18 protein-coding genes are annotated in these 21,999 nt (G+C 48.8%); 12 read left to right on the plus strand and 6 right to left on the minus strand.

Annotated elements, in window-relative coordinates; all coding sequences use genetic code 11:
* Positions 1-4 precede the first annotated feature (4 nt).
* The 5 genes from AYY17_RS13975 to flgA form a co-directional block, all read right to left on the minus strand.
* Entirely contained in the window at positions 5-5,551 is a 5,547-nt protein-coding gene (locus AYY17_RS13975; protein ID WP_235845393.1) for a Tc toxin subunit A-related protein, read from the minus strand.
* A 679-nt stretch (positions 5,552-6,230) separates the two neighbouring features.
* Positions 6,231-7,403 (minus strand): Tc toxin subunit A, encoded by a 1,173-nt coding sequence (locus tag AYY17_RS22355; protein WP_235845394.1) that lies wholly within the window; start codon positions 7,401-7,403, stop codon positions 6,231-6,233.
* A 463-nt stretch (positions 7,404-7,866) separates the two neighbouring features.
* Positions 7,867-8,307 carry a flagella synthesis protein FlgN gene (locus tag AYY17_RS13980; protein WP_067424557.1) on the minus strand — a complete coding sequence of 147 codons (441 nt, stop codon included), beginning with the start codon at positions 8,305-8,307 and terminating at the stop codon, positions 7,867-7,869.
* Complete coding sequence (gene flgM / locus AYY17_RS13985; protein ID WP_067402356.1) at positions 8,300-8,620, minus strand: flagellar biosynthesis anti-sigma factor FlgM; 321 nt, start codon at positions 8,618-8,620, stop codon at positions 8,300-8,302. The genes AYY17_RS13980 and flgM overlap by 8 nt, the downstream gene beginning before the upstream one ends.
* Before the next feature lie 160 nt (positions 8,621-8,780).
* Entirely contained in the window at positions 8,781-9,437 is a 657-nt protein-coding gene (gene flgA, locus AYY17_RS13990; protein ID WP_067424559.1) for a flagellar basal body P-ring formation chaperone FlgA, read from the minus strand.
* A 250-nt stretch (positions 9,438-9,687) separates the two neighbouring features.
* Between flgA and flgB the strand changes: the two genes are divergently transcribed.
* The 11 genes from flgB to flgL all read left to right on the plus strand — a co-directional run bounded on the left by flgB (position 9,688) and on the right by flgL (position 20,003).
* Entirely contained in the window at positions 9,688-10,104 is a 417-nt protein-coding gene (flgB, locus tag AYY17_RS13995; RefSeq protein WP_067402351.1) for a flagellar basal body rod protein FlgB, read from the plus strand.
* A 5-nt stretch (positions 10,105-10,109) separates the two neighbouring features.
* Positions 10,110-10,514, plus strand: coding sequence for a flagellar basal body rod protein FlgC (gene flgC / locus AYY17_RS14000; protein WP_067361521.1), 405 nt, complete (start codon positions 10,110-10,112; stop codon positions 10,512-10,514).
* An 11-nt stretch (positions 10,515-10,525) separates the two neighbouring features.
* Complete coding sequence (locus AYY17_RS14005) at positions 10,526-11,338, plus strand: flagellar hook assembly protein FlgD (protein WP_067424560.1); 813 nt, start codon at positions 10,526-10,528, stop codon at positions 11,336-11,338.
* 29 nt (positions 11,339-11,367) lie between these two features.
* Positions 11,368-12,582 carry a flagellar hook protein FlgE gene (flgE, locus tag AYY17_RS14010; protein ID WP_067424562.1) on the plus strand — a complete coding sequence of 405 codons (1,215 nt, stop codon included), beginning with the start codon at positions 11,368-11,370 and terminating at the stop codon, positions 12,580-12,582.
* A gap of 15 nt (positions 12,583-12,597) precedes the next feature.
* Positions 12,598-13,353, plus strand: coding sequence for a flagellar basal body rod protein FlgF (locus AYY17_RS14015; protein ID WP_067424564.1), 756 nt, complete (start codon positions 12,598-12,600; stop codon positions 13,351-13,353).
* Between the two features lie 19 nt (positions 13,354-13,372).
* Complete coding sequence (gene flgG / locus AYY17_RS14020; protein ID WP_067361527.1) at positions 13,373-14,155, plus strand: flagellar basal-body rod protein FlgG; 783 nt, start codon at positions 13,373-13,375, stop codon at positions 14,153-14,155.
* Positions 14,156-14,286: 131 nt separating this feature from the next.
* Positions 14,287-14,982 carry a flagellar basal body L-ring protein FlgH gene (locus tag AYY17_RS14025; RefSeq protein WP_067403143.1) on the plus strand — a complete coding sequence of 232 codons (696 nt, stop codon included), beginning with the start codon at positions 14,287-14,289 and terminating at the stop codon, positions 14,980-14,982.
* Positions 14,983-14,997: 15 nt separating this feature from the next.
* A complete protein-coding gene (locus tag AYY17_RS14030; protein ID WP_067424566.1) occupies positions 14,998-16,104 on the plus strand; it encodes a flagellar basal body P-ring protein FlgI in 1,107 nt (368 codons plus the stop codon).
* Entirely contained in the window at positions 16,104-17,081 is a 978-nt protein-coding gene (gene flgJ, locus AYY17_RS14035; protein WP_067424568.1) for a flagellar assembly peptidoglycan hydrolase FlgJ, read from the plus strand. The genes AYY17_RS14030 and flgJ overlap by 1 nt, the downstream gene beginning before the upstream one ends.
* A 304-nt stretch (positions 17,082-17,385) precedes the next feature.
* On the plus strand, positions 17,386-19,026 hold the full coding sequence (gene flgK / locus AYY17_RS14040) for a flagellar hook-associated protein FlgK (protein WP_067424570.1): 1,641 nt from the start codon (positions 17,386-17,388) through the stop codon (positions 19,024-19,026).
* A gap of 29 nt (positions 19,027-19,055) precedes the next feature.
* Positions 19,056-20,003, plus strand: a complete 948-nt coding sequence (flgL, locus tag AYY17_RS14045; RefSeq protein WP_067424573.1) for a flagellar hook-associated protein FlgL — start codon at positions 19,056-19,058, stop codon at positions 20,001-20,003.
* Positions 20,004-20,076: 73 nt separating this feature from the next.
* On the opposite strand, the gene AYY17_RS14050 is transcribed toward flgL, so the two are convergent.
* Positions 20,077-21,030 carry a LysR family transcriptional regulator gene (locus AYY17_RS14050; protein WP_067424575.1) on the minus strand — a complete coding sequence of 318 codons (954 nt, stop codon included), beginning with the start codon at positions 21,028-21,030 and terminating at the stop codon, positions 20,077-20,079.
* A gap of 112 nt (positions 21,031-21,142) precedes the next feature.
* On the opposite strand from AYY17_RS14050, the gene AYY17_RS14055 reads away from it, so the two are divergent.
* Complete coding sequence (locus AYY17_RS14055) at positions 21,143-21,880, plus strand: SDR family NAD(P)-dependent oxidoreductase (protein ID WP_067424577.1); 738 nt, start codon at positions 21,143-21,145, stop codon at positions 21,878-21,880.
* The last annotated feature ends 119 nt before the right edge of the window (positions 21,881-21,999 follow it).

A 21,999-nucleotide genomic window follows, 5' to 3' on the forward strand; every position in this document is an offset into this window, starting at 1 on the left:
AAAATTAACGGATGGTGTAACGGATATGGACGATAATATCGCTCAGACTGAGCAGCAGTGTTTTCTGTTCATCCTCTGTTGCTTCCGGGAAGCTCAGAGTCAGGCTGTTATTATCATTCACCGGGATACCTTCAAATGGCAGCCAGCGGCCGTCATTGAAATCGAGCTGGAACTGACCGCTGTCATTCATCCCGTGGGAAACGGCAATCGCTTTACAGCCTTTCGCCAGTTTCTCACCACCGCCGTAACTGAGCACGGCGCGCACATCCTGATACGGACCGGCCAGCGCCGGTAAGGTCACACTGATCTGTTTGATACGGCGTGTGTTACCCAGCGTGGCAGGATAGTTCTTCATGATGTTCAGCGCACTCAGATTGAACGCGGCATGCAACTGTCCATCTTTGGTCATGGACAGCCCGGTTGCTGCCGGTGTATCGCCGGAACCACCTTTTTTCAGCAATTCAGCGATGGCATCAGCCAGGATAACAGGTGACTCATATCCCTTGTACACTTTACTCAGGGAAACGGTGCGGGTGACCTCCAGCGCGCGATGATCCCACTTCAGCCACGCCTGTTCCATTTCTGTCAGGTTCAGCAGCAGGGATTCCCCGGCCATCAGTCCGGCATTACTGCTCTGCCATGCACCCGGTTTGATGTAGCGGGTAGTCTCCCCGGTCTGCCATGTAAAGGCGGCTTCAGCCATCATGCAGCGGGCGGCGGTCAGGTCGTAGAAGCGGTAATAGATGGATGCCAGACGGCCGCGCAGCCAGCTGTAGAGTGCTTTGTTGCTGAATTTGCGCTGCAGGAATTCCAGTTGTGCCTGAGTCTGTGCCTGCTGGATTTCCAGGTGTTCGCGCTGCATTTCTGTGGCTGTACGGCGGACAACCAGGGCTTCCAGTTGTGCATCAATCTGTTTCACTTCAGATTCTGCATTATTTTTCTGGATTTCCCATTCCTGACGGCGGCGGCGCCATGCCTCAGACTGGCTGATATTATCCGCGGTAGTTTTGGTGGCGGAGGCTGCCAGTGCGATACCGGAACCAATGGCTTTCGGGATACCGCCCCAGCGGCTGCCCCCCACGGCCACGCCGAAGATGTTCGGTGCCATATCGGCAGCGGCGGCAGCCATATTCAGTACTTCAACGGATGTACTCAGTACTGAAGAAGATAAATACAGATCCATGGTGCGTTTTTCTTCCGCACTGACATTTTCATCATACAGCTTGCGGTAGCTGTCAAAGCGGGATTGCGCGCCGGTGCGGCTCTGTTCCAGTGTTTTCTTCTCGGCATCCAGCTCGGCGAGCGCCTGCGCCTGCATCCGCAGAGAGGAGAGCATCAGTTCACCGGCCTGGTTTTGCAGCAGCTCACTCATCGCTTCCGCATCCTGGCGCTCGATCAGCCCCTGAAGGGTGGAACCGAACTGCATCAGTTGCCCGGTCAGTGAACGCGCACTGTCCAGCGCCTGCGGGAAGCGCATTGCCGGGATGTCAGCAGACGGTAACGATTTGCCGCCGCCGGAGGCTGCGGCTGCGGCACTGAGCAGAGCAGCCGGGTCTGCCGGCGCGGCAAAGATTGGCAGCGATAACGGCTGACCATCAATGGAGAGATTATTGCGCAGATTAAACAGGCGCATTTCCAGGGTCTGCCAGTAGCCGAGCAGTTTTTCGTTCTGCTGCGGCAGGAACAGCCCGGTCAGGGTATTGGCAGTACGGACCTCCGGCAGCAGACCGCCGCTGCGGAGACGGCTGATTTCATCCTGCCGCTGTTTGGTCTTAGTCTTGTCTGCGGCATCATTCAGTGACGGATTACCCCAGTCGCTGCTGATCAGCGTCAGTGGTTTATCCCCGAGCAGCCCCAGTGCCTGCATATACCACATTTTGGCTTCATTGAGCGTATCGCGCTCCAGCATGCGGTAAGCGCTGTCACCACGGGCAAGGATCAGATCCAGCAGTTTCATCAGCGTACTGATTTTGTAGTGCATCGGGTCATTCTGGGCGACGGCATCCGGGTCAACCGAATCCAGCGGATCGGCGTTCCAGGAGGTATCCTCTTTCAGCGGACGCACGCGCCAGTCACCGGCATCGCTTGCGGCAGGACGCCAGATATAGCCTAACCAGCGGTTGGCTTCGGTAAAGTTCTGCTCCTGTAACAGACGCATGGCCACCATCATCGGGGTGTAATAGAACAGCTCCCAGAAATAGAGGGCATTGGCGCCGCTGAAGTCCATCGGTTCATCGGGTTGTGACAGACCGGAGACGGATTCCAGTCCGGGGAAAGTGCCGTTGTGAACTTCAGAAGTCGTATCCAATATCCAGCCATGCGGATTAGAAGACTCCGCCTCCGGACGCTCAAGCCTGATTTCAGTTGTCCTGCCACTCTGGTAATTTGCCCTTATATAAAGGTTCTCTTTCACACCATAGGCACTCTCCAGACGCGGAATAAACAGTGTTACTGTAGTATTTACTGTACTGAGCATTCCGCTGTATATGGTGTAGAATGATGGCTGGGTATCAAAAATATTACTCTGTTCAAGTGTAAATCTCCGGTCATTGCCATGAATAGCCTTGTCATACGGTTTCAGTGTCAGCGTCACATAAGTCCCCTGTCCCGGTTTCGGTTCCCGCAGGTTCTGGGTTTCCGGTGACAGTACCGCATCAATACCGCGGTTGGCACGCTCAATTAACTGCCGTGCAAACAGAGTATTAAGACGGGTGCGGTAAGCATCCCATTCCATGTATTGGGCGCCGTCGTCGGTGGTATGCAGGGTGATAACAGTGTCACTGATTTTTGGTGTTTCCAGCGTTAACTGATAAGTAGTGCTGGCAATCAGTGGATCTATGCCGGTATAACTGACTTTTACAGTGATGGTCTGTTTAGTGCTCCCACCCGGTAGTTTCAGAGACAGAGAGCCAAAGTCAAAAGACAGCGTTTCTGTTGACCGCGCCGGATATTCCGGCGCCGTCATCCCTGTATCACTGCCTTTGACGGTTTTGAATGTCTGTCCGTCACTGGTGATAAAGTCTATACGAATATTATCGGCACTGAAGGGTTCGGCTCGTTTGATTAATTTACCGGTATTTAGTTCAGCATCGGGGTTATTAAATGAACCCATATGAAGAGTATATTGTGGCGTATCAGAAGAAACTTCAGATACAGAGATAGATTCATCAGACTCATATCCCTGAGACTTCTCCTTGATATCATACTCATATCTTTGCATCGGGAAAGCAGCGGTTTTTTGGGAATTAACTAAATAAAACGTTTCAGGCGGATTCCAGCTGCTTTCACCTGCAATAGTCATGTACGCTGTATACCCCCCATTTCTCTTTTCTTCGAGCATAGTCAAGGTGACGTTACCGTTCGGAAAAGGCGCTTTCAGCGGCTTGTATTTTATGCTTTGCGGTGTGTAGATAATGTTGCCATCATTCAAGCTGCTAATACACATATCCCTGACTTTGTCACCAATATATGAGAAAAAATCATCTGGATTAATTGTAATATAGGCTTTCGGTTTGAGCGTCAGTATAGAGTCATTATAAAGTGGAACACTATCGGGAGAGAAAGTCAGCTGCAGTGATTTATTTCCATCCATGGATACCTTCGAAAATTCCATATGATAATTTCCGCTCATAAGTGTATTCACTTTAACGACGGATTCGGTATCCAACTGTGTTTTTACAATATTCAAGGTACTTGCCACTCCGGGAGCATCAGTACCGGTCATATTCTGCTGAATGTATAAACCGAAATATAGATGTTGATCTGTGGTATCCATCTTGACTTTTTTTTGATAACAGCCAATCGTCAGGGTATTGTTATCCGGGTTTGCACTGCAATAGAGGCCCGGTTTTTTTGATGTTGAGTTAAGTTTGCCGGTAACGTTGTAACTGAACGGTGATGCCCAGCTTCCGTCATATTTAATATGAGTGAGTTTGACACTGAAAGTGGAAATCTCTTTTTTGCCTTCGTCATCTTTACGGATCTGTTCTTCTACCCATAACAGATACAGACGCGAACGGTAAATAACCGGACGCACCATATCCTGATACGGATTAACAGCACAGGTAATTTCTTTCCAGTCACTCCAGGCATTGGCGGCAAAACGGCCGTTTTGACATTTGCTGTGATCGGCTTTGCGCCAGTAATATTTTTTCGGCTCAGTCTGGCTGGTGCCGATAAACCAGGTATTACCCTGATCAATATCAATTGCATCATGATAGCCACTGACCACTTTCAGGTTAGCGACCTGTTCAAAGGCGGTCAGATACTGGCGGAAACCATTTTCCAGGGTGTCGCTGTTAAGCTCACTTTGTGAAAGCTGCTCCAGCATGGTGTTCATCATCCCGGTCTGACCGATACGGATGGTCGGGTCAATGTAGTTTTCAGGGTAATAGACTAACTGAGACACGCCGGCCCAGGTGCTGTAGCGTTTATTATAGGTATCCCAGTCTTTAAAGAACTGACGCGCCAGTACCGCACTGTCTGCACCCGGCTCATCACCGGCAATGGTGCGGTTAATATAGAGCTGAATACCGGCAATCGCATCGGCCAGCCGTGTGGTGGTGATGGCAGCACTGACTTTGCCGTCCACCAGCAGATTACGCCAGATATCATCACGGTCTGCCAGTGGTTTACCCATAATCAGAGAGCGGTACTCCCCGCTGAGGGCTTCACTGCGGCGCGGTTCAGATTGATCCTGCAGCTGTTTTGTCTGCTGTTCGTTCAGACCGGCCTGTAACAGCCCTGACAGGGTAGTGAGTTCACTGTAGGCTGCAGCGGTTTTTTCTGTGATGGTGAGGAGACTGACAAAATCCTCAGGCAGAATATTCAGTGTATCGGCGATATCAATATAAACTGCTAATTTTGCCAGTTGCTGCCAGGTTCTGATGGTTTCGTCGCTGCCGATACTTTTCAGGGCGCTGCGGATTGTAATGTAAGACAGATTTAAGGACCGCCAGAGAAGGCTGTCAGATAAATATCCGGCGGACAGTTGTTCCAGTACTTCACCGGCTTTTTCACCACAACGGTTGATCATATCATGGAATGCACTGATTTCGCGCAGTTCAGCTACCGTAGTGACCGGTGCACCCTTTGACAGTACCTGAAGCTCTGCACCACTGAGTGCCAGTACCCGTATAAGCAATGCCCGCTGTGCCAGTGCCTCACACCATTTTGCCTGCAAATCCGGGGTTTTATCAGCGATTAACATCGTCCATAAATCGCGGGTCAGCGGAACTCCGTCACGATGATGATTATCCAGCCAGCGCAATAACGCCTCACCCTGTTCAGGGTTTTCCAGTTGCATCGCTGCGGCAATGAGCGGGGCCATCGTTGCACGTAATGTGTCATCATTTTTGCTGTCAATACCGCCGTTACGCAGGGTATCAAGCAGCGTTTTCATTTCACTGGTTGGTTTTTTAGCGTATGAGTTTATTTGCAGCCAATACAGCGTATCTGCAGATATATTGTGTGTATTCAGCCATGCCGTGGTTTGCCATACATAATTAATGAAATCGCGACGTTTGCTGTCTGACAGGTCACGAATACGCATATTTGAGAATGGTGAATAAATACACAGGTGATAGAATTGAAGAATTCCACTGCCACACGTATCTGCAAGTAATTTAATAAAATACATTTCACTGATTCTTTGGATACTATTATCAGTTTCAGGAGTGGTATAACTCATCAGATAACGAATACTGTTTAGTTCAGTTTCGGTTACCTGTAACGCACTGAGGAGATTTTTAATTCTGTCATCTTTTTTATCAGGGTAAAAAATATATAATTGTTTTCCCCCCAGTGAATAAACCTCACCATTAAGCGGCGGGTTATTAAACATCCGGTCAAACTGGCTGAGCTGCCCGTCATAGCCGACGGTGCTGATAGTGGCACCACTCAGAATTAAAGCATCATCGTTGCCGATATTGTAGCGTTTACGGTAGAGCAGGAATTCACAGAAGCGGTGTAATACATCTTTGTTTAAAGCGCTTCCCAGGCGGGTTAATGCACGCTGGGTTTCCAGCGGAGTTATACCGGTAGCTTTGGCCAGGCGCAGGAGTTTGTTGAGGGCGAGGAGCCATGGGGTTGCGGATGCTTGAGCAGGGAGAAAATAAAAATATGCATAATCCCAACCATCTGATGTACTTACTTTCTTATGCCGTCTTATAACAATTAAATTATTTTGATCCAGAGATGTATCGAGTGTAAACGGAATACTGTAATGTTGGTTAGCGAGTGGAGAAAAGTTTTTTTTTAAGGAAGATATTGCTATCGCTAGAGCTATTTCTGCCGATACTAAAAAAATGGAACGTGGGTTGTGTGGTCACTACAGAAAAATTGAGTAAAAAATGTCCTTCTTCCAAAGGGATAAGATCTACATAATTATATAGTTCCGAATTTCCCTTGGGTGTTCTGGTTATCGAGGAAATTGATATTTTTCCGTTTTTATCCAGGGTATGGGATACCAATTTGTCATTACGATAAGCATTCGGTGTCTCAGCGCCGCGTTTTTCCAGCATCTCCTGAATCTCATCCCTTGGCAGCTCATAATAATTGGCCAGCGCATCAAGGTTCATCAGGCTGTCGGTATTTACCCCCGGGAAGTTTTTCTCCAGCAGTTTTTTTGTGTCAGCTTCATTTAACCCATCGGTTTTTTCGGTCAGAATCGCATATAACTCTGGTGAGATACCGGCGTATAACGCCATCTGTGCGGCAGATTCCGCACCTTTGCTCAGTACATGATCCGGCAGAACAAAATCCTGCTGCATCAGGGCGTTACGAATTCCCTCAAACGGCGCGTTATACGGGGTTACACCACTGCGGCGGGAGGTTGCCAGGGTTTCATCGTATTTGCTTTTGTCTGTCTGACCGGCTTTCGCCATCAGCGCTGTCTCCAACTGCTCATTAGCCAGTGACAGGGTGGAGATCTCTTTATCCAGATTTTCCTGGGTCAGCATCAGCTTCGCCAGATCCGGACGGCGTGTGTCCAGATTGCGGGTGCTGTCTTTCTGATGCAGGCTGCGGGCTTCACGATACAGCTCAGTCAGATAGCCGGCGGGTGAGAACATGGAAGAAACTGCACCCGGTGCGGCAAATTCATCGGCGCGGGGTACAATAATATCATTATAGCCATACGGCGCGGCACTGTGATGACGGGCTCTGCCCATCTCTTTTCTCAGCAGCGGGTTGGCGCGGGTCAGTGCGCGGGCAGTATACAGAATGTTGTTCTGTTTCTCTTTTATCGCGGCACGGTGAAGTAGTTGCGCTTCTTCACGGGACAGGCGGCCGCCCGCCAGGTTGCGAACTTCGGCAAGGGACATCGGCATAAAGTCTGCCAGGGTTAGCTGCTGGTCGCTGCGACCCTGATTCAGCTTTTCGAGAATTCGGGTTATTTTATCCATCGATAATGGCCTTATAAATATGCAATTCACATAAAGTGGGCTGATTTGTTGAGTTAATACACTGAATATCTGGTTATAAAGAGGTCTTTATTTCAATAAAGGTTTCTTTTTCAGGGTATATAACCGACGAACATATTTATTGACCGTTGAGAATGAGTCAAATAGATCTATTGACAGGATGTGCTGATTTTGTGGAAATTTATTTATTTATTTGATTTTTAAAGCAGAAATGATTTTATTTTCCATGTGGTAATAATAGATTTAAATTATGAATTTATATTTTCATATAGGAATGGCTGTATATCTGATGTTATTCAGGATGCCGCCGGGCGGCAGTCAATAATATGGGCGTAAAGAGGGATACAGGACGGATCAGAAAACAGAAGTGAGAACGGGAACAGAGATAAGGGATAGGGAATATCAAAACAGAATAATTAACTGCCGGAGATAAAGCAGTTAATTATCAGACAATAATTTTTTTACCCAGCAGGCGGGAGCCGGATTCCTGACCATCAGCACCATAGGTCGCCTGGTTATTATGCTTTTTCATAAAATCCAGCCGCTCCTGATTAATCTGCATGTGCAGTTTCAGCATCTGATGGTTACGGTAATTCATCTCTTTGAGCAAGATGGTAAGATCTTTAATACTGTTCCAGACAACATGAATGCCTTCATCATCTTCATAAGGCGGGCATATCCCGGATCCCTGCTCAAGTTGCAGGCGGCGGGTTTCATTATGACCGATGGCAGCCACCAGAAACCGTTTTTGTTCCGTTGCTTCCTGATACGGGGATTGCGGAACGCGCGCGTAGCCGAGTAACAGCTCCTCATTTTTCATCACCTGATGCAGTGATTGTAAATGAGAGAGTTGTTGCTCAAGCAGCGGAAGAAGTTGTTCAGTCATCTTTATCAGCACTGTTTATTGATAACATGCATTCATGTGCATCACGCAGAAGACCGTCCGCAATTTTACCGGCATCCATTCGCAGTGTTCCGTCTTTCAGGGCTTGCTTTATTTCAGCCACTTTTACCGTATTGATGTCATTCTTATTCGGTGCCAGCAGTTGTTTCTGAATTTCACTTGGTGAAAATGCACTTTCGCGGACGGCTTCAGCCGTCTGAATTTTTTTATCACGCGGTGCCGCGGTCATTTCTTTCGGGTCGCGGTTGGTCACTTTAGTCAGTGCTGAAATCGCGGATGTTTGCTCAATTGCCATATCTGTTTTCCTTATTCCCGATCTGCGGTGATAGAGGGTCTCTCCCTTATACCCACTACATATCGGCAATTTTACCTGAAACTTTATAACTAAATTTATACCCTTATTCATTCAGAGGACAGGCTCATTGGCTGCATCCTGAATGACGCGGGGTATATAACTAAAGTGATACTTTTACACTGCCGTTCTCAAGTGCTTCGCCGCTGACGATTTGTCCGTTAACCAGACGCACCCGGATTGTGGCACCTGTTGCCGCGTTATTGATGGCGCGGCCTTCGTATTTTACCGAGAAATTGTCACCGTCCGCCACAACAAATACATTTTGTCCTGATTTAATTGCCCAGGGCTGACGGTACATTGAACTGATGTATGTCTGTCCGGCCTCAATACTACGCAGCGCAACGCCTCCGCGCAGTGCCATTTTATCTGTTATCGCACCCGCAGGTAACTTATGTAATAAGCCCCGTTTTGCACCGATATCCACAAACTGAATAGTTTCACCACGCATTATTTGCCGGGTGGCAACGTAATATTGTCCGGTGACATTGACGGTCAACTGAATAAAGGTGCGTTTCTTTCCGCACAGTACAGGCAGTGACACATTGCCCGTATTACGCCCGCCGGCAGGCAATTGTAACACCGGTTTTTTACATTCTGGCCAGCGGTCGATAGGTGTTTTTATCTCTATTGACACTTTCAGCGGTTCCGGGTGCAACTGACGGAAATACTGGTTGATATCTTCCGGCAATGCGGCTTGCACAGAGGCGGAAAAGACCAGTAAGCCGCTGATGAGTAATTTACGGTGGCAGGGGGACATACTTTTTCCTCATATACCCTTATTTCTTCAAACGGCAGGTACGTTGGCCGGCAAAGCCCGCCTGCATCCTGAATGACGTCGGGTACAGTAAACCAGCCCATTTCTGATGTCCGCAGTTTACGCACTTTCAATACCATTGAATCCGGTAAATAGCCCGGTTATTTCACGTTTATCCTGCCATTAGAATTTTTCAGGGGCAGCTAATATAGCTACCACTAAAACAGGCGTTCCATATCAATTGAGGACAGACATGCTTGATAAGTTAAATGCCACGTTTGCATTCCAGCAGCAGGCGCTCTCATTGCGGGAAACGCGTCAGACTGTTCTGGCATCCAATATCGCAAATGCGGATACCCCGGGTTATCAGGCGCGGGATATTGATTTCAGCCATCAGCTGAAACAGGCAATGAATAACGGCACAGTCAAAAGCGGCGGCCTGACGATGGCGGTCACGGCAAAAGGGCACATCAGCGGACAGAGTGCCGCGGTGCCTTCGGCTGTTGATCTGAAATACCGCGTTCCGTATCAGACATCTATGGACGGCAATACCGTGGATATGGATGTTGAGCGCAGCCAGTTTGCTGACAACACCCTGAAATATCAGGCCGACCTGACCTTTATAAACAGTCGCGTGAAAAGCATGCTGGCTGTCTTACAGCAAGGATAATCCGCATGGGATTACTGAGTATTTTTGATATCTCCGCTTCAGCATTAACCGCGCAATCTCAGCGTCTTAATGTCAGTGCGAGCAATATGGCGAATGCCGAAAGCGTGGCGGGCCCGGATGGTGAGCCGTACCGCGCGAAGCAGGTGGTGTTTCAGACTTCTCCGCAGGGGCGTTATGACATCGGTGGTGTAAAAGTCAGTCAACTGATTGAAGACCCGTCAGAACCCCGCCTTGAGTATAAACCCGGGCACCCGCTGGCAGATGAAAAAGGCTATGTGCGTATGCCGAATGTGGATACGGTCGGCGAAATGATCAACACCATTTCAGCATCCCGCAGCTACCAGGCGAACCTGGAAGTGATGAATACCGCGAAAACCCTGTTGCAGAAAACACTAACACTGGGGCAGTAACGGAGTAAATCATGGGAATTAATGCCACGAACAACGAATCAACGAATAACGATATCGACGCTCAGAAAAAGCCGCAGAAAAGCCAGAGCGATGATATGCGGGATACGTTTTTACAGATGATCGTCACGCAGATGCAGAACCAGGATCCGACCAAACCAATGGATAACACGGATCTCACCAGCCAGCTGGCACAAATCGCATCACTTGAGAGCATGAACAAGCTCAATGACAGTGTATCGGGTATTTCTAAGCAGATTAATTCCGGTCAGTCATTGCAGGCGACGAATCTGGTCGGGAAAAATGTGCTGATCCCGGGCAGTGATTTAGTTCTGACTCCGCTGAATACTGACGGTACGCAGAAATTAGTGAAACCAACCAATCCGTTGGCAGGTACTGATGAATCTGTTCTGCCGTTTGCTGATGATAAACCGGATGACGAAGGCAGCAACACAGGCTATGAGTCCTCACCATTCGGTTTCTTCCTCGCTAAAACAGCCGACAAAATTGACATCACTATCCGTGATAAAAACAAATCCATTGTCCGGACCATTACGATTGAGGGCGAAACCAAACCGGATCTTTATGACCGGACCTGGGATGGCCGCAATGATAATGGTGAACTGGTTGCTGATACAAAAGGCAAATATACCTTTGAAATCAAAGCCAGCATGAAAGGCGAAGAGATCGCAGAAAGCAATCTTATCCGGCTGAAATACGCGAAAGTTAACGGAGTAACCCCGGGGGCGGATGCACCGCTGCTGGATGTGGGCATCGGCCACAGTGTGCTGTTATCTGAAATATTTAAAGTGTATCCGTCTAATTAATAAGCAAACCCAATTGTCATGGAGGTGACATGTCTTTTTCACAAGCAGTCAGCGGTCTGAATGCCGCTTCATCGGGGCTTGACTCGATAGGTAACAATATTGCCAACTCAGCAACCAACGGCTTTAAAGGCGCGCATGCCTCTTTCTCCGATATGTTTGCCGGCTCCGGTGTGGGTCTGGGGGTAAACGTTGCGGCGATTTCCCAGAACTTTAAAGATGGTTCGATTACCCGTACTGACCGCGCAACAGACGTGGCGATTTCCGGTAACGGTTTTTTCCGTTTACTGGATACCAACGGTGATGTGGTTTACAGCCGTGACGGTGAATTCCACCGCGACAAGAGCGGAAATCTGGTTAATAACCAGGGCATGATGGTCAGCGGTTTTCCGGCAGGAATGGATGCTAACGGCAATGCGACTATCCAGACCGGTGGTATACCGCAGATACTGAATATCCCGACGGATATGATGGATGCAAAGGCATCAGCCAAAGGTGAATTAACCATTAACCTGAACTCTAATGACAAAGTGCCTGCGGTTACCACGTTCGACCCTGATAATCCGGACAGCTACAACTTCAGTACCACGATGACCACCTACGACAGCCAGGGTAATACCCATGAAGTCGCGGTTTATTTTGTCAAAACGGCTGATAACAAGTGGGATGTCAAGGCAAAGGACAGCACTGATAAGACATCGGTAATTCAGGACCTGGGTGCAATGGAGTTTGATGGTAACGGTAAACTGAAAGGAACGGCGGATTTTACAGTCGCTTATAAAGGATTAAACGGTGCTGATCCCGGCACGATTGATCTGAGTCTGAACAAAACCCGCCAGCAGAAAGTGACTGAATCATCAGTCAGCAAAATTGATGTTGATGGTTATCAGTCTGGTGAATACACCAACTTCAAAATCGAAAATGACGGCACAATCACGGCCAGCTACTCAAACCAGCAGAAACGTACTGTCGGCAAAATGGCACTGTCTTCATTTGCTAACCCGAACGGACTGGCCTCTCAGGGCGGTAACGTCTGGAAAGCAACCAATGCATCAGGTAACCCGATGGACGGCGTACCGGGAACGGGTCAGTTCGGTAACCTGACCGGTGGCGCGCTCGAAGCATCCAACGTGGATATGAGCCAGGAACTGATCAATATGATTGTTATGCAGCGTAACTATCAGTCCAACTCCCAGACCATCAAAACGCAGGATCAGATGCTGCAAACGCTGGTTAACTTACGCTGAGTATAGGGAGCGGTCATGGATCACGTCATTTATACGGCAATGGGCGGCGCTAAACATGCGCTGGAAAATCAGGCCATTGTCTCGAACAATATTGCCAACGTCTCAACGTCCGGGTTTAAAGCGCAGTTATCAGCAATGCGCGCGGTACCTGTCAATGGTGACACGGAACAAACCCGGACACTGGTGGTTTCCTCAACACCCGGGGCTGACATGAGTCAGGGACCGCTCAATTATACCGGGCGATCAATGGATGTGGCGCTTAACGACGGGCATTTTCTGGCGGTTGCACTGCCCGGCGGTGACGAAGCCTACACCCGTAACGGGAATCTTCAGGTTTCAGCCGATGGTCAGCTGATGCTGGGTGAAAACCTGTTACAGGGCGACGGCGGCGCGATTGATGTTCCGCCACATTCGCAGCTGACTATCGGGGCCGACGGTACGATTACCGCACTCATCCCGACAGATCCGCCGACGATGCTCGGGCAGATTGGTCGTCTGAAAGTGGTGGAAGCCAAACCGCAGGATGTTCTGCGCGGTGAAGACGGACTGTTTCATCTGACACCGCTTGCCCGTAACACCAACGGTAACACGTTACCTATGAGTGAACGCGGCAAGGTGATGGCAGGTGTGCTGGAAGGCAGTAATGTCAACCCGGCGCAGGCAATGGTCGAGATGATTGCCAACGCACGCCATTTTGAGATGCAGATGAAAGTCGTCCACAGCGCGGATGAAAATGCCCAGCGGGCGAATCAGCTGCTGGCTGTAAGTTAATACTCAGTAAGGAATTACCATGATCCGTTCATTATGGATTGCAAAAACCGGGCTTGAAGCCCAGCAGACTAACCTGGATGTGATTTCCAACAACCTGGCAAACGTCAGCACCAATGGTTTTAAACGCCAGCGCGCTGTGTTTGAAGACTTGCTTTATCAGAACATCCGCCAGCCGGGTGCGCTGAGTTCCGAACAAACCTCTCTGCCGACCGGTCTGCAACTGGGTACGGGTGTCCGTCCTGTGGCGACCACGCGTATTCATGAACAGGGGAGTCTGAATAAAACCGGCACCTCGACTGATATCGCGATCAGCGGACAGGGCTTTATCCATGTTCAGATGCCGGACGGCTCTGATGCCTATACCCGCGACGGCTCTCTGCATCCTGATCAAAATGGTCAGCTGGTGACATCATCCGGCTATCAGGTTGTGCCTGCCATTATGATCCCGGAAGGGGCTCAGAAGATGGAAATCGGTCGTGACGGTACTGTCTCTGTCACCATGTATGGTGAGAGCCAGCCACAGCAGATTGGACAAATCACGCTGACCACCTTCATCAATGACGCCGGTCTGGAAAGTATGGGTGAAAACTTGTATATGGAAACCGCCAGCTCCGGTGCGCCGACTGAAAGTGCGCCCGAAACCAATGGCGCAGGGCGTATTTATCAGGGAATGGTAGAGACTTCCAACGTCAACGTAGCCGAAGAACTGGTGAATATGATCCAGACTCAGCGCGCGTATGAAATTAACAGTAAGGCGGTTTCTGCCTCTGACCAGATGTTACAACGTCTGACTCAGCTGTAATTCCCCGCCCTGTCTGCGACGGTATCGCGGGCAGGGCTTTTTTACCGAGACACGCACAGAACAGCAAGAGTAAAAAGATGACAGAAAACGGCATTGTTCCACAGCAGCAGGATTGCGCGAGCTCTCCTGCCATGTCTGTTTCCGGGCGCGGGCTGGTGGCGGCGGCAGTGATTGCTGTTTCACTCAGCGGCTGTGCTTACATCAAGCCAAAACCTCTGGTGGATACGAAAACAACCGCCTTACCGGTAGCACCAACAGCACCTGCACCCAATGGTGCGATTTTCCAGAGCGCACAACCGGCTTTTTATGGCTATCAGCCTCTGTTTGAGGACAGACGACCGCGTAATACCGGGGATATCCTGACAATTAATTTACAGGAAAATGTCAGCGCCAGTAAAAACTCCTCCGCGAATGCAAACCGTGCCGGAAAAAGCGGATTCCTCGCCTCAATACTGCCGGGTTTTATGAGCGGCTGGCTCGGCGGCGGTAACACTGAACTGGATGTGAAAGGCAACAGTGAGTTTTCCGGCAAAGGTGGTGCAAATGCACAAAACACCTTTAAAGGAACGATCACCGTCACGGTGGATCAGCTTCTGGCAAACGGTAACCTGCATGTTGTGGGTGAAAAACAGATCGCTATCAATCAGGGAACGGAATCTATCCGTTTCTCCGGTGTGGTCAATCCGCGCACAATCGGTGCGGATAACAGCGTCAGCTCGGCTCAGGTCGCAGACGCCCGTATTGAGTATGTCGGCGATGGCTATATTAATGAATCACAGAATATGGGCTGGTTACAGCGCTTCTTCCTGAATGTATCACCGTACTGAGCAGAGGTAATGATAATGAAAAAAGTACTGGCTGGTCTGCTGGTTGCGGTTCTGGGTGTATTAAGTGCGCCGGTTCATAGTGAAAGGATCAAAGACCTGACGACGGTTCAGGGGATCCGTGAAAATGCCCTGATTGGCTACGGGCTGGTGGTGGGGCTGGACGGCACCGGTGACCAGACCATGCAGACACCGTTTACCACACAGAGCCTGAGCAATATGTTATCCCAGATGGGGGTAACGGTTCCGCCGGGCACCAATATGCAGCTGAAAAATGTGGCGGCCGTTATGGTTACGGCAAAAATGCCGCCGTTTGGCCGCTCCGGACAGGCAATTGATGTGGTTGTCTCTTCCATGGGTAACGCCAAAAGTTTGCGCGGCGGAACACTGCTGATGACGCCGCTCAAAGGCGTGGACGGACAGGTTTATGCGCTTGCACAGGGAAATATCCTGGTCGGCGGAGCCGGTGTCAGTGCCGGTGGCAGCAGTATTAAAGTCAATCAGTTAGCAGGCGGTCGCATCAGCGGCGGGGCAAGTATTGAGCGGGAACTGGCGGGCAGTTTTGGTCAGAGCGGCGTTATCAATCTCCAGCTGAATGAAGACAGTTTTGCCCTGGCACAGGATATCACGGATGCCATTAACCGGATGAACGGTCAGGGTACTGCGACAGCGCTGGATTCACGCACGGTTCAGTTACTGGTTCCGCAAAGCAACAGTGCTCAGGTGCGTTTTCTGGCACGGGTGCAGGATCTGAATATTCGTCCGCCACAGACTGACGCTAAAGTTATTCTCAATTCCCGTACCGGCTCGGTGGTGATTAACCGCACGGTAACGCTGGAAAGTTGTGCCGTCGCACACGGCAGCCTGGCAGTTACGGTCGATCGTGAAACGCAGGTCAGCCAGCCGGATACGCCATTTGCCGGCGGTCAGACCGTCGTGACACGTAATACCAATGTCGGGATCCGCGAGCAGGACGGCACGCTGAAAAAAGTGAATGCCGGGGCAAATCTGAATCAGGTTATTCAGGCGCTGAATACGTTAGGCGCAACACCCACTGACCTGATGTCTATTTTACAGGCAATGGAAAGTGCCGGTTGTCTGCGGGCTAAACTGGAGATTATCTGATGAGTGACGTGCAGTTAATGCAGAGTGCGGCCTATGACGTGCAGTCACTGGGCAGCCTGAAGCAGCAGCTGAATGAAAAACCGGAAGAGGGGCTGCGTCAGGTGACGCAGCAACTGGAAGCCACCTTTGTTCAGATGATGCTTAAAAGCATGCGTGCCGCACTGCCGCAGGACGGCATGTTTTCCAGTGATCAGACCCGGATGATGACCAGTATGTACGATCAGCAAATCGCACAAAACCTGTCACAGAAGGGACTGGGGTTCGGTGAAATGATGTATCAGCAGCTTTCCGGCCAACAGGATCAGGAGGTTCCGCTTAATTCATCAATGATGTCGCTGGATGATGTCACTGTTATGCAATCCATGCCGCAGCAGGCAATGGCACAACTGATGCGTAAATTCAGCGCGGCCGGTGATGTATTAGGCGCGCCGCTGAAAAAAGTTCGCGAACTGGGACTGAACAGCCAGAACTTTATTGCAAAACTGACGGAACCGGCAAAATCAGCGTCACAGAAAAGCGGGGTGCCGCATCTGCTTATCCTCGCACAGGCGGCACTGGAAAGTGGCTGGGGTAAACGGGAAATTCTGACCGCAGAAGGTAAAACCAGTCATAACCTGTTTGGTATCAAAGCCGGGAAAAGCTGGAAAGGCCCGGTCACGAATATTATGACCACGGAAGTTATTGACGGTAATACGATTAAGATGCGCGATAATTTCCGTGTTTATGGCTCTTACGAGGAAGCAATAGCGGATTATACCCGGCTGCTGACTGAGAATCCGCGCTACCACGGCGTGAAGCAGGCAGCAAGCCCGGAACTGGCAGCGCAACGCCTGCATAAGGCCGGTTACGCGACGGATCCCGGTTATTCAGACAAATTAATCACGCTGATTAACCAGATCAGAGGAACCTCACCCGCCAATCCGGTTGCTTCCCGTGCTGTTCAGGCCTATTCCCTCGATTTAAGCGATATTTTCTAATCTGTTTGCAGCCAACACACCTGCAGTTTGAATAAATAAGGGTATATACCCAACGTCATTCAAGATGCAGGAAGGCGGCAAGGGAAAACAGACGGGGAGCATACATTAGTATGTGACCCGGCTGATTGAGCGCAGCCAACACACCTGCAGTTTGAATGAATAAGGGTATAAAACACTAAATTTTTACGCCGTCTTTCCGATAACTAAGTAAGAGACAATTTTAAACGGATGATACCTGCCCTGAGGTTTTCAGTGAGTTAACCGCAAAGACGGGACAGCAGGCACCAGAGAAAGGAAAAAGCGAATGCTGAATAATGTAATGAATAACGCATTAACCGGAATTAATGCGGCCCAGGGTGGGCTGAGCGTTATTTCCAACAACCTGGCGAATGCCGGAGTCGGTTATTATCACCGCCAGAGCGCAGTATTTGGTGAGAATCCGGGCACGATGAGCACAAATGGCTATTTCGGAAACGGAACGTATTTCAGCCATGTCCGCCGTGAATTTGATGAATTTGTGAATGCGCAATATAACGGTGCACGTTCGCTCAGCGGTGATCATGAAGCCTATCTGAAAAATGCGAGCGGGGTTGATAATTTACTGTCAAACAGTACCGATGATATCGCCGGTATGTTGGGTAACTTCTTTACCGCACTGGACCAGGCCGCGACGGATGCGAGTGATAAAACCCTGGTTGATGTATTTCTCGGCAAAGCAAAATCCATGGTCAGTCAGTTGAAAGAATCAGACCGTCGTCTGCGTGATATGGACAACGATATTAATCATCAGCTCGATAATAAAATCAAAGACATTAATACGTACGCTGAGAAAGTCGCAAAGCTCAATGAGCAAATCAGTAATTCCCGCTCTATAAACGGCGCAGAGCCGAATGATTTACTGGATGTGCGTGACCGTCTGGTCAATGAATTGAATTCCGTCATCGGCATCAAAGTCATTGAGCAGAACGGGAATTTCAATCTCTCTTTTGCGAATGGCCTGCCGTTGGTTACCGGAAGCCGGGCAAACCGGTTGGAAGCGGTTCCGTCGGGCAGTGATGACAGCCGTCTGAGTATCGGATTTGTCGATTCCGCAGGCAATGTCCGTGAAATTAAAGATGAGCAGATCCGCGGTGGTGAGTTAAGCGGTATTCTGCGTTCACGTCGTGAAATCATTGATCCGGCAAGACAAAAATTAAATCAGATGGCGCTGGTTTTTGCTGAAAAATTCAATGAAGTTCACCGCAAAGGCTATGATGCGAACGGCAAGACCGGTAACGATTTCTTTGCTGTCGGCAGCGGTAGCATGGTGAGTAATACCCATAACAACGGAAAAGCGGACTTTGACATCAAATACAGCGATGTCTCCAATGTCACCGGCAATAATTATGATGTCAGCTTTGACGGTACTGACTGGAATGTCACCCGTTTACCGGAAGGCACAGTAGTTAATGCCAATTTTGACAGTGCAACCGGAACCTTAAAATTTGATGGTATGGACATCAAAATCAGCAATAACACTGCACAGGCAGGGGATCGCTTCCTGTTAAAACCGGTGGATAATGTTATCGGCGGTATGAATACCCTGATCAATAACCCGGCTGACTTTGCAGCGGCTGATAGTACGGGCGGCGCAAGCAATAACGAAAACATTAAAGAGTTGGTGAAACTGCAGGATCAAAAACTGGTGGGCGGAACATCAACACTGTCTGATTTCTATGCGTCCCTGGTCAATGATGTGGGTAGTAAGACCAAAGATGCTCAGATTAATTCTGAAACACAAAATAAACTGACAATCAGCTTGTATGAATCTCAGCAGAGTATTTCGGGTGTTAATACTAACGAAGAAAGTGTTCAGATGCAGAAAATGCAGCAATTCTTTAATGCCAATGCCAAAGTGTTGTCAACCGTTGATGAATTATTTAACACACTGATGCGTGCATTCTGATTTTTATTGCGTAAATAAGGGAATTTATCATGCGTTTTAGTACCAATTTAATGTTCAGTCAGCGGGTAAGTGACATGAATGAATCAACTGCCCGCTGGATGGAAGCAGGATCTAAACTGGCATCAGGCAAACGTGTTAATAAACCGTCTGATGATGCACAGGCATCGGCGCAGGCGGTACGTGTCAGTCAGTCTGAAAACCGTAATCAGCAGTATGCATCCACCCGTGGCTTTGCAAAAACAGGCATGACGCTGCAAATGAGCATCCTCAGCCAGATGAATCAGGTCTCCACACAGATGGATACCACCGTTATTCAGGCGTCCAACCAAGGCACACTGAGTGATGTCGATCGCGATTCACTGGCATCACAGTTACAGGGACTGAAAGACCAACTGGTCTCCCTGGGTAACACAACGGATGGTAACGGACGTTATATTTTCGGTGGTTATAAATCAGATACCCCTCCGTTTGCAGAAGATCCGGTGACCGGTGAAGTTATCTACAGTGGCGGTGATAAATCCATTACCCAAAATGTGGGCAGTGACCGCGAAATGATCAGTTATTTTGCCGGCTCTGAGGTATTTGCCACCACGACAAACGCAAAAGGTGAAAAGGTCGCGGATATGTTTACGGCGATCAATAAAGGGCTGGAAGGCCTGAAGATCCCACAGCAAAACGCCTCTCAGGCCGATCTGGACAGAGCGACTGCCGCGATGGGGGAAGCTAATCGCGGTATTAAAGCCGGGATGGATAAAATCTCTAATATTGAAGCGAAGCAGGGCTTGCAGCTCCAGGAAATTGACAGCCTGAATTTTCTGTCAGATACCCGGAAAATCCAGAATGACAGCCGCATGAGCGAATTGATGGAGACAGACTGGACCGGCACGATTTCTGATTATCAGAAAGAGATGTCAATGTTCCAGGCATCCCAGAGCATTTTTAAAGATCTTAACAGTATGTCGCTGTTTAATCGTTAATTTATTGATAGCTATATTCCTCTCCGGGGCCGTCATTATGACGGCCTTTTTTTATAGCGATATTCTTACGGGATCAGCGGACAGGTATAATCACCGCATTTTCCGGGAAGCTGTTTTCAGGCTTCAGTTCACGGACCAAAAAGTCGGTAAAGGCGCGGATACGCGGTGATTTCAGGCTATCTGACGGACTGGCAATATAATTGAAATGTGAAACCCTGGTCAGGGGTTCCAGCACTCTGACCAACTGCCCGTTATCCACCGCTTTTTGTGCGATGAAATCGTGCATCATTGCCAGCCCGTTACCATTTATTGCCATATAGTAAGCGGCCATGACATCTTCAAAGTATGCCATATTGCCATGTGTCTCAATATGCACAACGTCATTGTTCAGCACAAACGGCCAGCGCAGCGGATGTGTATTTTCAGGCAGATGCATTTGCAGGCAGTTATGATTACGCAGGTCATCTAACGTATTCAGCGGCGGTGCATTTTTCAGATAATCCGGTGACGCAACCACCCAAAAGAAAGAATAGTCAATTTTTGTTGCTACCCAGTCGGGCAGATAGTTCAGCCAACTGGTCAGCACCACATCACAATCAGTGCTTTCCTGGCGCGGGATACGAAACCGGAGACTGAAATCGATTTCAATCTGTGGATAGCGCCGGCGAAATTTCGGCATCAGCGGAAACACTTTCAGGTAAGCATAGTCATTTGGCAGGCAGACGCGGATTTTTCCCGCCGGGATCGTTTTCAGATCCAGCAATGCATTTTCTGCATCATACATGGCGCCCAGGGCGGTTTTGCAATAGCTCAGATAATGCTCCCCGGCTTCTGTCAGCCGGACATGGCGGGTCGTGCGGACAAATAAAGTGCAACCGAGTTTATGCTCCAGCCGCTGGATTGTTTTACTGACGGCAGCGGGAGAAATATTCAGCGCTGCTGCTGCCTGTGAAAAACTCTGCAACTCTGCGGCACGGCAAAATAACTCCAGAGTCCCCAGCATTAAATCATCAAAATGACGCGGCATTGTTAACCTCGGGTTAATAATGAAGTAACGTGAGAGTAGTTTATTTTACGTAGGTCAAATCTATAATAACTACCATCAATTATTTAATAAAAAGCATAAGCGCAGGTTATTTATGAATCCACACCAACGTACTGCCGTCATCACAGATGCAGAAGGTTGTCTGGGAAAACAATTAGCCAGAACACTGCTTGATGAACATTATAGAGTGATTGGGATATTCAGCAATGAGCAGGCTATGCAGGCTTTTATGCAGGAGCCGGATAACAAATCGGCATTTTTGCCCATCGTCTGTAACAGTCATTCAGCTGGTTTTGCGAATGAAGTTATCCAGCAGGGAATAATACATTTCGGAAATATCGATGTTGTAATTCATAATTCCGGAGCCTTTGTCAGTAAATCATTTGAAACAACAACATCAGATGATCTTCAGCATCTGGTCAGCAGTAATATTTATAGTTTATTTAATCTGAGTCAATTAGCAATTAAAAACATGTTGAAAAATGGCGGTGGAAAAATTATTGTAGTTACGTCATCTATTGCGCTGCAACCATCCCAGAAAATTCCTGCCGCACTGAGTGTTTTAGTGAAAGAAGGCGTTCATGGCCTGGTCCGGGCACTGGCACTGGAATATGCAAAAAAGAATATCCGGATTAATGCCGTGGCTCCCGGGTATATTGAGTCACCGGCATGTGCCGGCCTGAATAAAGATTTTATTAATTTAGTTTCTCCGGCAGATAAAGTCGGAACAATTAAAGATATTATAGACAGTATTCGTTTTCTGCTGACATCAGATTATATCAACGGCACGATTATGCCGGTTGATGGTGGTTATTCAGCGGGAAATTGGTAACAGCGTTATTTCTCAAGTCGTTTTCCGGATTATACACAGCAAGCTATTTTTTACGCCAATTACCGGAGCCGGTAATCACTTTCTCAGTGGTTACCGGTTTTTTCTTTTCAGGCTTTGTC

The organism is Morganella psychrotolerans, assembly GCF_001676055.1.
GTDB classification, from domain to species: Bacteria; Pseudomonadota; Gammaproteobacteria; order Enterobacterales; family Enterobacteriaceae; genus Morganella; species Morganella psychrotolerans_B.